Origin of the sequence: Clostridium coskatii, assembly GCF_001675205.1 — a bacterium.
GTDB lineage: Bacteria > Bacillota > Clostridia > Clostridiales > Clostridiaceae > Clostridium_B > Clostridium_B ljungdahlii.
Genome location: NZ_LROR01000037.1, coordinates 110,441 through 124,384 on the forward strand (window position 1 = coordinate 110,441; position 13,944 = coordinate 124,384).

Here is a 13,944-nt window from a genome sequence, read left to right on the forward strand (position 1 = left end):
GTTTTTAAGTGCGATTTCAATTTTGTCAGCATTATTTTCAAGTATAAGTTGAAATTTCAAGCTAGAATACCTCAATGTGGATTTATAACTTAAAAATCAGCTTATACGCAAGCATATTTTTACAATAATGAGGCTCTTTTAAATATTTTGCATATAAGTCTTAGAAAAAAATTCGTAAAAACTTAGAACTTTTGAATTGTCTGAGGTACGAGTTTTCAAAAGTTCTTAGCTTTTTTAGAATTTTTTACTTAGACTTATCAAAATATTTAACGAGCTGAAGGTTGTAAAAAATATCCAGAGCATACGTTGATTTTTTGTTTAGAAACTCTACCTCTATTTTACAGTGCCTTTTAAATCATACAGTGTTTCATTGTTCATGCCGCCCATTGGCTGAAAACGTAAGTTGCTGTTTCTTTTTGAGTTACTATCCATTTTACTATTATCAGTATTATTAGTAGAACTTTGACCTTTTTGAGCTTGAGAATTAGTAGTGTCTTTCCATTCAGCAGTTGAAACAGCTTTTCCATTTCTCTGAATCCAATTCATTATATCCTGAGAATCTCTTCCTCCCATACCTCCTGTAAGTACATATCTTACCTCACCTTTTTTAACCATTTGTTTAAATTCGCTTAAGGACAGTATCTTGTCAGATCCTGAGAAACCTCCAAGAGCCATTACGCTTTTGCCGCTTTCAATTATAATATCTTCAGCAGAAGCAGAACCTGAAACTACAAGAGCATATTTTTCATTTGAAGTATGACTTTCAAGGAATTTTATAAGCTTTGAATTCCTACTACTATTTTGTCCGCCCATCATCATGAAATTCCCTGATTCACCGCTTGACAGGAGCTCTAATCCTGCAGCAGGCAAAGAACTTAAGCTGTGAGTTATAGCAGCAGCAGAACCGACAGCAGGTGTTACCAAAATTCCTACAAGGGCAAGTGTTGTAAATATCTCGGCAAAGCTTCCATTATTGCCCTGATCCAAATTTCCTCTCTTGACTATTCTATATATTATAAGCAGTGCGGCAGATGCAAAACACAATATTATAGCTGCTATAATTATAGATTTTATAGTAGTGGATATAGTAGTAATAAAATAGGATAACATTAAAAGATGTACCAATCCTTCTACAATAAATGCTGCAGGCATTATCCATGATTTTATGCCGCCTTCCTTATATAGCTTCCACATGGAAGTAAGTCCTATTCCACATAAGGCTGCAATTGGAGGGGCCAGCATACTTAAATAATATGGATGGAACAATCCCTTTGTGTAGCTGAAATATATGAATTCAGGTACCAACCATAATGTCCATAATGTTAACCCCAATTTTTTCTTATTATCAAATGGGAACTTAAGTTTTTCTACTATTACAGATGCAGCAAGTCCAAATATAGCTAGAGGTAAAAACCAAACTATCTGGTCTGACAAAACATTTTTAGAAAATAATCTAGTAATACCTGCCGTTGTCTGTCCTCCAAAGCTTCCTGAAAGTCCATTTGGTCCACCAGGTCCGCCACCACCAGGTCCTCCACCTTGATTTTTGAAATTACCTTGTGTATTCTGACCTCCTGGGCCTCCTTGTGGACTTTGAACAGAATTTTTTGAATTTTGTGGAGGTGTCATTGCACTAGGAGCATTATTGTTTCCACTTTGTAAATTTGCCTGATTTTTGCTAAAATTACTTCTAAATTCTTTAAATTGAAAATTTCCTACCTTTCCTGATGGTGCTCCACCTATACCACCATTAGTACTGCTGAGCCTTTCCAATCCATTATGTCCAAATATAAGTTCAGTAACGGTGTTATTTGTACTACTCCCTACAAAAGGTCTGTTTTGCGATGGAACCAAGTCCACTGCTACTGCCCACGATAAAGATATTACTCCAAGAATAAGTGTACTTATAATCAAATGTTTTATCCTCTGTTTTACAGGTACAGCTGAAGAAATCAAATAAGTTATATATAGAGCAGGAGCTATCATATATGCCTGAAGCATTTTTATATTAAACCCTAATCCTACAAGAACCAAACTTATTATTAAATATTTAAGCTTGCCTTTTTCAGCAGCTTTGGATAAAAATAAGCAGGCAAAAAGTAATGTCACAATTAATAGATTGTCTATAGTATTATTCCTGCTGGTTGCTACAAAAACTGGCGTTATTGAAAGACATAGAGCTGATATAAGTCCTGCTATCTCTCCAAAAGATCTCTTTACTATATAATATAAGATTCCAACTGAAATTACTCCGGCAAGAGCCTCGGGAAATAATATACTCCATCCACTAAATCCAAATATTTTTGCTGATATAGTCTGTATCCAAAAACCTAAAGGTGGCTTATCAATGGATACAAATCCCGCGGGATCAAATGATACGAAAAAGAAATTTTTAAAATTCATGAGCATACTCTTTACACCTGCAGCATAATATGAATTTCCATATCCTTCTATAGTTAAATTTGCAAAATTTAATATTGCAGATATGACCAGAATTATACATAGTGCAAATCTTTCTTTTGTAAATTTTAATTTTTTCATAAGTTTTCCTCCTTAATTGAATACCCATATTTTATATAATAAAAAATTTATTACCTGAGCTATGAGTGTTACAATTATTTTTGATAAATACACGTTTAGATTAAAATCATTTATTAAAAATTTCATAAACACAAGTGTTGAAATAAGTGAAATAAGATTTACTATTGCAAATTGTGATACCTCTCGAATCACCTTTTTTCCAGAACTTTTATATTCAAAAGTCCACTTTTTATTGAATATGAAGCTATTTATAACTCCAAAACTATAGCCTATAACCTGGCTTATAGTATAATGGAGTCCAAATACACTTTGACAAAGGGTGAATACAGCAAAATCTATTATTGTATTTATGACACCAGTGGCAGAAAAACGACTTAGTAGTTTTAGTTTACCATTGAAAATAAAATCCATAGTTTTAATTAATTGATCCATACTTATCTACTCCTTTCTATTAGGCATTTTCAAAGAAATAACCAGTCAGTATGCTAGCCTATTTTTTATCATACTGCGTCGGCAGAACCCTTAGATAGGATTCACTATCTGCGAAACCTACCTCCCTGTCTGATAAAAAATATCCGTCGCATCTTTGACTTGTTATTTTCTTTCAAATGCCTTATTTACTATATTTTCAATAACATAATTAGGTCTTCCTTTACTTTCGTCGAAAATTCTTCCAATGTACTGGCCTATTATACCCATGCAACTTAATATTATCCCAAACATTATCAAATCAATTGATATTATGAGTCCAAAATTTACTATGCTGGTTTTTTGTAATATACATTTTGTAAACTCAACTATGATTGAAACAATTCCAATAAAAAGTGATAGTCCTCCTAAATATCCAGCAAGCATAAGCGGCTTATAAGAAAATGATGTTATACCATCAAAAGCCAGTTTCATCATTTTTTTAAGCGGATACTTGCTATCCCCCGCAAATCTTTCATGCCTTACAAATTCTACAAAGGTTTGTTTGTACCCAACCCAACTTACAAGTCCCCTCACATATCTATTTTTTTCCGGTAGTGAATTCAATGCATTGCACACTTTTCTATCTATAAGTCTAAAATCTCCGGTGTCTACAGGAATATCAATGCTAGTCATACTCTTTAATAATCTATAAAATGACCTTGCTGTAAATCTCTTAAAAAACGATTCTCCTTCCCTCTTAGCTCTTTTTCCATAGACGACATCATAGCCTTCCTTCCACTTATTAATCATATCTAAAATAACCTCTGGAGGGTCTTGAAGATCTGCATCTATTACAACTACAGCCTGCCCTATGGAGTTTTCCATTCCTGCAGTTATAGCACATTGATGACCAAAATTTCTCGAAAAATTAATAAGTCTTATATTTTCATCCTCACTACATATCTTTTCCGTCTTTTCCCTAGTCTTATCGCTACTTCCGTCATTTATAAATATAATTTCATAATTCTCTAAAGTAGAGTCCATAACTTTTTTAAGTCTTCTATAGCTTTCATCTATTACTAGCTCCTCATTATACAGTGGTACTACTATAGAATACATTACATTTTCATTCATGTTATTCACCTCAATTTAATGTTAGGCATTTTTAAAGAAATAACCAGTCAGTATTATAAAAAATATCCGTCGCATTTTTGACTTGTTATTTTCTTTCAAATACCTTAGAAACTTTATCGATCTAGCTTAATTATTATTTTGAGGTTTCAACCTTAAAACAAACTTAAAATTATAACAATAAATGGAGAAAAGTTTGTTAATTATATTTTATAGTTAAAATCATATAGCTTTATAGTATAATATTTAGAGATAAGGAGGGAATTTTATTATGAGATTACTTTTAGTTGAAGACGAAGTTATGCTTTCAGATGCTCTAGTTTATATTTTAAAGAAAAATAATTACGCTGTAGATGCAGCTTATGATGGAATTACTGGACAGGAAATGGCTGAATCCGAAATATATGATTTGATAATACTTGACAGAATGCTTCCAGAAAAAAACGGACTTGATATTTTAAAATTTATAAGAAAAAAAGGTATTGAAACCCCAGTGCTTATGCTTACTGCTATGGACTCAATTGAAAATAGAGTAGAAGGACTTGACAATGGAGCAGATGACTATCTTGTAAAGCCATTCTCTAAGGAGGAACTGCTAGCTAGAATAAGAGCTCTCAGCAGAAGGCATACAGATTTTATCCAACATGGAAGCATTAAGCTGTCCTCTCTAACTTTCAATCCACTGAGGGGAGAAATTGAATGCAATGGTAACAAAACTAAACTAACTACAAAAGAATCCCAGCTTCTAGAGCTTTTAGCCCGCAATAAAAATCAAGTACTAACTAAAGATCAAATTCTAGATAGAGTATGGGGCCTTGATTCTGACATAGAAATGAATAACAACATTGAAGTGTACTTTTCATACTTGAGGAAAAAATTAAGAGAATTAAAATGTAATGTAGTCATTGAAACTATAAGAGGTATAGGCTACTGCTTGAAAGAGGTTTAAATTATGTTTCGTAAATTAAAAATACAACTTATTCTAATCAATTTAATACTTACAAGCTTGGTATTAATAACCATATTTTCAGGCATATATATACTTATGAACACAAGTTTTGAACATTCTGCCTATATGCGTATGAGTAAAACAGCTGAAATGGAAAATATTCCACCTTCCGGGCCTCATGACAAAAACATGACTGCTTCTGAAAGCTTTTTTATAAAAATAAATTTTAAAAATCAAATTGAGGAAATATCCCCTAATTCCCCATTGTCTGAAAAAGACTATAAAGAACTATTAGAAAAAATATTAAAGAAAGACAAACTAAACGGCACTTCAACATATGGAAATTATATTTTGAGATATATTAAAGTTCCTAAAAGCTATGGACTTATTGTGGTTTTTCAAGATAAAGCCTTCGACGATGAAGTACTGCGTCGATTGATTACTATATCTGTAACAATTTACATAATAAGTCTCGTTTTTGTATTTATAATAAGCTTATTCCTTGCCAACATATCTCTAAAACCTATTATAAATGCCTGGAAAAAACAAAAAGCTTTTACTGCAGATGCATCCCATGAACTTCGAACTCCCCTTGCAGTTATAACCACTAATTTAGATATAGTACTAGACAATAAAGATGAAACCGTAGAAAGCCAGGATAAATGGCTTAAAAATATTAAGATTGAAACTACACGAATGACTAAACTCATAGAAGATCTTCTATTTCTTGCTAGATCAGATTCTCATAAAAACGGATTTGATACTTCTTCCTTTGATATAAGCAGTGCTGTAACTAAATCTGTAGTTCCTCTTGAACCAGTTGCCACAAAACATAAAATAGCCATTTTATCAGATATTCATCCGGATATAATTTTTTTAGGGAATGAGGGAAGGATCAACCAACTTATAACTATCTTAGTTGACAATGCAATAAAACATACCCCTGAAGGTGGCTCCATCAAAGTAACTTTAGGAAAAATAAAAAATAAAATTGAAATAACAGTGTCTGACACAGGGGAAGGTATAGCTCCAGAGCATCTAAATAAAATCTTTGAGAGATTTTACAAAGTTGATAAATCTAGATCAAATAGACAGGGTAATTTTGGACTTGGACTTTCCATTGCAAAGTGCATAGTGGAAGAACATAATGGAACTATAGATGTATCAAGTACTGTAGGTAAAGGATCTACTTTTAAAGTTATATTTCCGGTGAGTTAAAATATAGAGTTTCTAAGTAGAAAGTTTACTTAGAACAGCCATATACTAACAAATTTCATTACACTAAAAACTTTTAATAAGTCTAAAGCTTGGTATTTTGAAAACCTAAAGGTACTTAGATAAACTCGTACCTCAAACACATCTAAGTACCTAAGATTTTCTAAAATACCAAGCTAAGACTTATTTTTATAAAAGTTTTTAAATGTAATTTCAATTTTGTTAGTATATTTATGTATAAGTTAAAATTTCAATTATAATATCTCATATAATATTATTCATAAAAATGAACGTACATGTAGAAAAACTCTATGGAGTTTATATATGAAAAGTTCATTTATACCAATTCATATGCTGACAAATTTAACTTAGAAAACCTATCCAGATTCTATAACTTAAAAATCAACTTATACGCAGGCATATTTTTACAATAATGAAGCTCTTTTAAATATTTTGTATATAAGTCTTAGAAAAAAATTCTTAAAAAATCTAGGACTTTTGAATTGTTCGAGGTACGAGTTTTCAAAATTCCTCAGTATTTTTTTGAATTTTTTTCTTAGCCTTATCAAAATACTTAACGAGCTGAAGGTTGTAAAAAATATCCGAAGTATAAGTTGATTTTTCATTTATAAATTCTATAGGTTTTCTAACTTGAAAGTAATTTCAATGCAGCATTGCTCATGACTTCTACCCCGTATGCCATGGCTCTCTCATCTATGTCATACTTAGGATGATGCTGAGGGTATATAATACCTTTTTCAGGATTACCTACACCTACAAAGATGAAGCACCCTGGAATCTTTTGCAAATAGTACGAAAAATCCTCACTACTCATAAAAGGCTCTATAGCATGAGCTTTATGTCCAACCATCTCTTTACCAGCTTCTAAAACAATACTAGTAACCTTAGGGTCATTTGACAGCACATAAGTGCACCTATCTCTCTCGATTTCACATTTCGCACCTGCCATATCACACACATCTTCTACTATCTTTTTTATATGGCCAAATACTTTTTCTCGCACATTTTCATCAAGAGACCTTATTGTTCCCTTTAGTTCAGCTCTTCCTGCTATGGAATTGTAAACACGCCCTGAGTTAAATACTCCAACGGATACAACAGCTTGCTTCATTGGGTCTACATCTCTTCCAACAATTGTATTCAATGCCACCACTATTTGGGATGCCGTTAATATAGAATCTATAGTCTGATGTGGCATAGAGGCATGCCCTGCTTTTCCTTCAATAACTATTGTAAATTCATCACTTGCTGCCATCATAGGACCAGCAGATATTCCTACTGTTCCAAATTTAACAGGCTGCCATAGATGTGCTCCTATAATTGCATCTACATCTTTTAGTCCATCATCAGCTATAATTGCCGCTGCTCCTGACCCATCAGCTACTTCTTCTTCACTAGGTTGAAATATAAATCTTACAGTTCCCTGTATCTTATGACGAAGATTACTAAGCACTTTTATGACTCCCAAAAGCATAGCAATATGTCCATCATGACCGCAAGCATGACATGCACCCTTATTTTGAGATTGATAAGGCTTTCCACATTCATCTTCTATAGCAAGTGCATCCATATCTGCTCGAATTGCTATAATTTTACCTGGTTTTTCACCTTTTAATTCAGCAATAACTCCTGTACCAGCAGCTTTTCTAATTTCTAAGTCTAAGCCCTCCAGTACTTCAATGATTTTCTTTTGAGTAGCAAATTCTTTTTTACTTAACTCTGGATATTTATGAAAATATCTTCTTAGCTCAACTATTTCTGGGTAATATTTTTCTGTAAGTTCCTTTATATCACTCATAATTTCAAACCTTTCATTATTGTATTTTTACTTATCTGATGGCTGCCTACTGTAACACTCCCACGCACTCTGTGAAAGTGACTATCACCAAATCAAAGATTTGGGATATCTGCTTTTCCAACTAAGTAAGATTCATTGATACTCTGAAAATACATCTAATTCATCACTATCTACATCTTCTGATTTGACATAGGTCATAGCTCTGAATGTATCTAAAGAAGTTATTACTTGAATGTTTCTCTCTACGGCTGTTCTTCTTATGTGAAATCCATCTCTTCTAGAATCGTTCCCTTTAGTTGGTGTATTTATAACTAAATCCACCTCTTCATTTTTTATGACATCTATTATATTAGGATTTTCTTCGTTCATCTTTCTAACTTCTTTAACATCAATTCCGTTATCTCTTAAAAGTTTTGCCGTATTTCGAGTAGCCATAAATTTTATTCCCATTTTGTAAATTTCTTTAGCTATAGGTAAAAATTCTTGTTTGTCGTGATCTCCTATAGTAGCAAGCATTACTCCATTTTTCATATTAGAAAACATTCCTGCAGCTAAAAATCCTTTATAAAGTGCTCCCGTAAGAGTATTTGAAACACCCAGCACTTCTCCAGTTGACCTCATTTCAGGTCCAAGTGATACTTCAACATTTGGAAGCTTCTGTGTAGAAAATACAGGCACCTTAACTGCTACTATATTTGGTTCTTTTGAAATTCCAACTCCGTACCCAATATCCTTTAGCTTTTCACCCAGAGTTACCCTAGTTGCAATATCAACTATAGGTACACCGCTCACCTTGCTTATATATGGAACTGTCCTTGAAGCTCTTGGATTTACTTCTATTACATACAGATTTCCTTTATACTCTATAAACTGAATGTTAATCATACCTTTTATTCCGATTCCAGTTGCAAGCTTTTCGGTATAATCCAATATTTTTTTCTTCATTTCATCACTTATATTCTGACTAGGATACATAGTTATACTATCACCAGAGTGTATACCAGCCCTTTCAAGATGCTCCATAATTCCAGGTATAAGCACATCTTCTCCATCACAAATTGCATCTACTTCTATTTCTCTTCCCATCAAATACTTATCTATTAATATAGGATTTTTCCTATCTTTCTTAAAAGCCATGGATAAGTAGTAAGTAAGTTCTTTCTCATCGTAAGTTATTTCCATTCCTTGACCACCAAGTACATAAGACGGCCTTACAAGTACAGGAAATTCTAATCTTCTTGCTTCTTCCAATCCTTCTTCTACAGACCAGACACCTTTTCCCTTAGGTCTACTTATATTTAGTCTTTCCAAAAGGTCATCAAATTTTTCTCTGTCTTCTGCCTCATCTATTTGGTCTGCTGTTGTACCTAAGGTAACTATATTCTTTTCCTTTAAAAATTCTGCTAACTTTATGGCAGTTTCTCCACCAAATTGAAGTATTACACCATAAGGTTTTTCCTTATCTATTATACTTAGTACATCTTCTTCAGTTATAGGTTCAAAATACAATTTATCTGAAATATCAAAATCTGTACTTACAGTTTCAGGATTGTTATTTACTATAATAGTTTCTATATTTAACTTTCTAAGGGTCTTTATACAGTGAACAGAAGCATAGTCAAATTCTATTCCCTGACCTATTCTTATAGGTCCTGAGCCTATTACAATAACCTTCTTTTTATCTGAAACCTGAACTTCATCATATTGTTCATAAGTAGAATAATAATAAGGTGATAGGGCTTCAAATTCTCCCCCACAGGTATCTACCATTTTATAAGCCGGAGTTATGCTCCATATATTTCTAAGCTTATATACTTCTTCCGGAGATACTCGGAGCATATCTGCTATGCCTTTATCTGAAAATCCTTTCCTTTTAAGCAAAGTTAGCCACTCTTTATCCATATTGGAAATGTCACTTAACTTTAATTTTTCTTCTTCATCTATTATCCATTGGAATTTCTTTATAAAGAATATGTCTATTCCTGTAATCTCAGCTAGTTTTTCAATTCTATATTTTCTCCTAATCATTTCTGCCATCGCAAATATTCTTTCATCATCAGGATATGCTATTCTTTCTTTAAGTTCTTTCATGGTGAAATCTTTAAATTTTTTATATTCTAAAGAATAGGCCCCTATTTCAAGAGATCTAATACCTTTTAAAAATGCTGCTTCAAAGTTACTGCCTATTGCCATTATTTCACCTGTAGCCATCATTTTTGTGCCAAGTTCCCTATCCGCATTGTGGAATTTATCAAATGGCCATTTAGGAATTTTTACTACTACATAGTCAAGAGATGGCTCGAAACAAGCATAAGTCTTTTTAGTAACTGCATTTTTTATTTCATCCAGTCCATATCCAAGAGCTATTTTAGCTGCAACCTTTGCAATAGGATATCCAGTAGCCTTTGATGCCAAAGCTGAAGAACGGCTTACTCTTGGATTTATTTCTATAACTGCATATTCAAAAGATTTTGGATTAAGTGCCAACTGGACATTGCATCCGCCTTCTATTCCAACTGCGTTTATTATATCAAGGGATGCAGTTCTAAGCATTTGATATTCCTTATCAGATAAGGTCTGACTAGGGGCTACTACTATACTGTCTCCTGTGTGAATTCCAACAGGATCTATATTTTCCATGTTGCATACAGTTATGCAGTTTCCAAAGCTGTCCCTCATAACTTCATATTCGATTTCCTTCCAGCCTTTTATACTCCTTTCAAGAAGTACCTGCCCTATGGAGCTGAGTTCTAGTCCCGATTCCAGTATGGTCTCCAGCTGTTCTTCATTTTCAGCTATTCCGCCGCCTGTTCCACCTAAGGTATATGCAGGCCTTACTATAACAGGATAACCTATTCTGTTTGCAAATTTTTTACCGCTTTCCATATCCGTTATTATTTCACTTTCCACAACTGGCTGATTTATTTTATTCATAGTATCTCTAAAAAGTTCTCTATCTTCACCTTTTTTTATAGCTTCTATAGAGGTACCTATTATATTCACATTATATTTTTCAAGTATTTTCTTTTCATACAATTCCACTGTCAAATTTAATGCAGTCTGTCCACCCATGCCTGCTAAAAGGCTGTCAGGTCTTTCTTTTTTTATAACTTTTTCTACGAATTCAACCGTAAGAGGTTCTATATAAACTTTATCAGCAACCTCCTTATCTGTCATTATGGTCGCTGGATTACTGTTTATAAGTACAACTTCTAACCCCTCTTCCCTAAGAGATTCACAAGCCTGAGTTCCAGAATAATCAAACTCTGCTGCCTGACCTATAATTATAGGGCCAGATCCTATTACTAATACTTTTTTAATATTTTTATTTAAAGGCATAAAAACCTATCTCCCTTCTATTCAATGCACAATTCTCAACTATTTTAAAGTGCGTATTTCATAAACTCATCAAATATATAATTATTGTCTTCCGGTCCCGGACATGCTTCCGGATGAAATTGTATTGAGAATATAGGAAGACTTTTATGCTTCATTCCTTCTATAGTTCCATCGTTTAAACTTACATGAGTTATTTCCATATCTTCAGGCAGTATATTGACATAATAGCCATGATTTTGAGAAGTTATATGCACTTTACCGCTTATAAGATCTTTTACAGGATGGTTGCATCCTCTGTGACCAAATTTGAGTTTAGCTGTGCTTCCTCCTAGGGCTAATGCCAAAAGCTGATGTCCAAGACATATTCCTGTAATAGGTTTTTTGCCTATAAGCTTTTTTATATTTTCAATTTCACAGGTAAGATCATCTGGATCTCCCGGACCATTTGATAAAAATATCAAATCTGGATCAATTTGAAGTACATCTTCTGCTTTAGTATTTGAAGGAAATACAGTTACTTTACATCCTCTATCTACAAATGCTTTTACCATAGTTTTTTTAATTCCGAAATCCATAATAGCAATATTTCTTTTGCCTTCACCTATAGCATATTTTCCCTTTGTACTTACCTCAGATACTGCATTTTTATTGGAAAAAGATTTAATTTTATCTTTTACAGCTGCAAAGTCCAAGTTCTCTATAGTTATAATTCCCTTCATAGTACCACTTGTTCTAAGCATTTTTGTAAGTGCTCTAGTATCAATCCCTGAAAGTCCCAAAATTTTATTTGTTCTAAGATAATCAGATAGTTCTAATTCAGACCTAAAATTGCTGGAATAACTACATACTTCTCTTACAATGAACCCTTTTACTTTTGGGCTGGATGATTCCATATCTTCTAAATTAATTCCATAATTTCCTATAAGGGGATAAGTCATAGTTACTATCTGACCATAATAAGAAGGATCTGTGAGTATCTCCTGGTACCCTGTCACCCCAGTATTAAATACTACTTCACCTATAGTATCTTTTAGATACCCAAAAGCTTCCCCTTCAAAGATACTTCCATTTTCCAATATAAGTTTTGCTTTCATAATATACCTCCTGCATTTTTACAAGTAAAAATACACTTATCCATCTTAAAAAACAAAAAAAGCAACAGAAAAATATTTTTAAAAATAATTTTTCTATTGCCAAAGTTTCTATATTCAAATACAAAACTATTCATTTTTTTTAGGATATAAAAAAGCTTACCCATAACATACCTCTTTCTGGCCTCACAGGACCAATTTAAAGTGTATTTTTCACTTAAATTCTAAACTTTATTTTAATTAAAATATGCGCTTATGTCAAGTATCAAAAAATGTATTTTTTAAATTAAACATCCTGTTTGTTTAAGTATGGCAAAATCAATTATCAGATAAAACTTAAATTATTACTTGGAATAATATTCTTGAAAATGAAAACAAACGGGTATATAATAAGAACTGTTAATACACGAACAGTTTTTATACAAATAATGCTTGAATAAACCATTAAAGGAGGTTGTATATGAAAAAAGCTATTTTATTTAGCCTGGCTACAGTAATATTTTTGACAGGCTGCGGTTCTACAAATACTACAAGTAAAAATATTAAAAACATCAATCAAAATACCAATGATCAATTTTTAATGGGAGGAAAAATTTCAACAAATGAACAGGCAAATATAACTTCAAAAATTTCAGCAAAAGTTTCTGAAATATCCGTTGACTTGGGTTCAAAAACAAATGAAGGCGACGTACTTATTAAACTAGATACAAAAGATCTTCAAGGACAAGTTGATCAAGCCCAAGCAGCTTTAAATACAGCAAATGCAAATTTAACTAATGCCCAAAACATCACTCGTCCTGAACAAATCGCTGAAGCTCAGTCTTCTGTAAGCAGTGCTTCTCAAAGTTACGAAACAGTAAAAAAGAACTACGACCGTGTACAGGCTTTAGTAAATGCAGGAGCAGCAACTCAGCAGGAATTGGATTCGGCCAATCAGCAGCTTGCTACAGCAGATTCACAATATAAAACTGCCCAAGAACAACTCGCTATGCTAGAAAATGGTCCCACAAAATCATCTATAGATGTTTACAAAGCACAGGTAGATCAAGCTCAAGCAGCTTTAAAAACTGCACAGACAGCTCTAAGCAATGCTATTATTACAGCACCTATTTCTGGAGTAGTAAACACAAGAAATGTCAATGTAGGAGATACAGTATCCCCTGGTGCAACACTTCTTTCTATAATAAATTCCAGCAACCTCTATGTAAATGCCTATGCACCTTTAGATATTGTAAGTCAAATTAAAGAAGGACAAGAAGTAGCTGTAAAAGTATCTGAAATACCAGATAAACAATTTAAGGGTAGAATAGCCGTTATAAATTCTAATTTAAATTCTGAAAGCAGAGACATTTTAGTTAAAGTAAGCCTAACAGATAAAGATTCACAGCTAAAACCCGGTATGTTTGCTGAAATTGGACTTGAAAAATAGAGAAAGAAGGTATTTCAAA

9 protein-coding genes are annotated in these 13,944 nt (G+C 32.9%); 3 read left to right on the top strand and 6 right to left on the bottom strand.

Annotated elements, in window-relative coordinates; all coding sequences use genetic code 11:
- Window positions 1-333 precede the first annotated feature (333 nt).
- The 3 genes from CLCOS_RS07015 to CLCOS_RS07025 all read right to left on the bottom strand — a co-directional run bounded on the left by CLCOS_RS07015 (window position 334) and on the right by CLCOS_RS07025 (window position 4,086).
- The gene (locus CLCOS_RS07015; RefSeq protein ID WP_013237129.1) at window positions 334-2,541 is read right to left on the bottom strand and encodes a glycosyltransferase family 39 protein; all 2,208 of its coding nucleotides are present in this window, start codon (window positions 2,539-2,541) and stop codon (window positions 334-336) included.
- Between the two features lie 12 nt (window positions 2,542-2,553).
- Window positions 2,554-2,973 (bottom strand): GtrA family protein, encoded by a 420-nt coding sequence (locus CLCOS_RS07020; RefSeq protein WP_013237128.1) that lies wholly within the window; start codon window positions 2,971-2,973, stop codon window positions 2,554-2,556.
- A gap of 162 nt (window positions 2,974-3,135) precedes the next feature.
- A complete protein-coding gene (locus CLCOS_RS07025; RefSeq protein WP_013237127.1) occupies window positions 3,136-4,086 on the bottom strand; it encodes a glycosyltransferase family 2 protein in 951 nt (316 codons plus the stop codon).
- A 268-nt stretch (window positions 4,087-4,354) separates the two neighbouring features.
- Here CLCOS_RS07025 and CLCOS_RS07030 point away from each other — a divergent pair, with 268 nt between their 5' ends.
- Window positions 4,355-5,032, top strand: coding sequence for a response regulator transcription factor (locus tag CLCOS_RS07030; protein WP_013237126.1), 678 nt, complete (start codon window positions 4,355-4,357; stop codon window positions 5,030-5,032).
- A gap of 3 nt (window positions 5,033-5,035) precedes the next feature.
- Window positions 5,036-6,250, top strand: a complete 1,215-nt coding sequence (locus CLCOS_RS07035) for a sensor histidine kinase (protein ID WP_013237125.1) — start codon at window positions 5,036-5,038, stop codon at window positions 6,248-6,250.
- A gap of 643 nt (window positions 6,251-6,893) precedes the next feature.
- Here CLCOS_RS07035 and CLCOS_RS07040 read toward each other — a convergent pair.
- The 3 genes from CLCOS_RS07040 to CLCOS_RS07050 all read right to left on the bottom strand — a co-directional run bounded on the left by CLCOS_RS07040 (window position 6,894) and on the right by CLCOS_RS07050 (window position 12,499).
- Window positions 6,894-8,066, bottom strand: coding sequence for a M20 metallopeptidase family protein (locus CLCOS_RS07040; protein ID WP_013237124.1), 1,173 nt, complete (start codon window positions 8,064-8,066; stop codon window positions 6,894-6,896).
- A gap of 132 nt (window positions 8,067-8,198) precedes the next feature.
- Window positions 8,199-11,405: a carbamoyl-phosphate synthase large subunit gene (gene carB, locus CLCOS_RS07045; protein ID WP_023162656.1), complete on the bottom strand. Its 3,207-nt coding sequence runs from the start codon at window positions 11,403-11,405 to the stop codon at window positions 8,199-8,201.
- 44 nt (window positions 11,406-11,449) lie between these two features.
- A complete protein-coding gene (locus CLCOS_RS07050) occupies window positions 11,450-12,499 on the bottom strand; it encodes a carbamoyl phosphate synthase small subunit (RefSeq protein ID WP_063600328.1) in 1,050 nt (349 codons plus the stop codon).
- A 457-nt stretch (window positions 12,500-12,956) separates the two neighbouring features.
- On the opposite strand from CLCOS_RS07050, the gene CLCOS_RS07055 reads away from it, so the two are divergent.
- Window positions 12,957-13,925 carry an HlyD family secretion protein gene (locus CLCOS_RS07055; RefSeq protein ID WP_013237121.1) on the top strand — a complete coding sequence of 323 codons (969 nt, stop codon included), beginning with the start codon at window positions 12,957-12,959 and terminating at the stop codon, window positions 13,923-13,925.
- Window positions 13,926-13,944: the final 19 nt, after the last annotated feature.

Bases quoted from the DNA above. Each gene is read 5' to 3' on its own strand.
- CLCOS_RS07030 (WP_013237126.1), top strand. From the start codon at position 4,355: ATGAGATTACTTTTAGTTGAAGACGAAGTTATGCTTTCAGATGCTCTA.
- CLCOS_RS07025 (WP_013237127.1), bottom strand. From the start codon at position 4,086: ATGAATGAAAATGTAATGTATTCTATAGTAGTACCACTGTATAATGAG.
- CLCOS_RS07015 (WP_013237129.1), bottom strand. From the start codon at position 2,541: ATGAAAAAATTAAAATTTACAAAAGAAAGATTTGCACTATGTATAATT.
- CLCOS_RS07035 (WP_013237125.1), top strand. From the start codon at position 5,036: ATGTTTCGTAAATTAAAAATACAACTTATTCTAATCAATTTAATACTT.
- CLCOS_RS07040 (WP_013237124.1), bottom strand. From the start codon at position 8,066: ATGAGTGATATAAAGGAACTTACAGAAAAATATTACCCAGAAATAGTT.
- CLCOS_RS07020 (WP_013237128.1), bottom strand. From the start codon at position 2,973: ATGGATCAATTAATTAAAACTATGGATTTTATTTTCAATGGTAAACTA.
- CLCOS_RS07055 (WP_013237121.1), top strand. From the start codon at position 12,957: ATGAAAAAAGCTATTTTATTTAGCCTGGCTACAGTAATATTTTTGACA.
- carB (WP_023162656.1), bottom strand. From the start codon at position 11,405: ATGCCTTTAAATAAAAATATTAAAAAAGTATTAGTAATAGGATCTGGC.
- CLCOS_RS07050 (WP_063600328.1), bottom strand. From the start codon at position 12,499: ATGAAAGCAAAACTTATATTGGAAAATGGAAGTATCTTTGAAGGGGAA.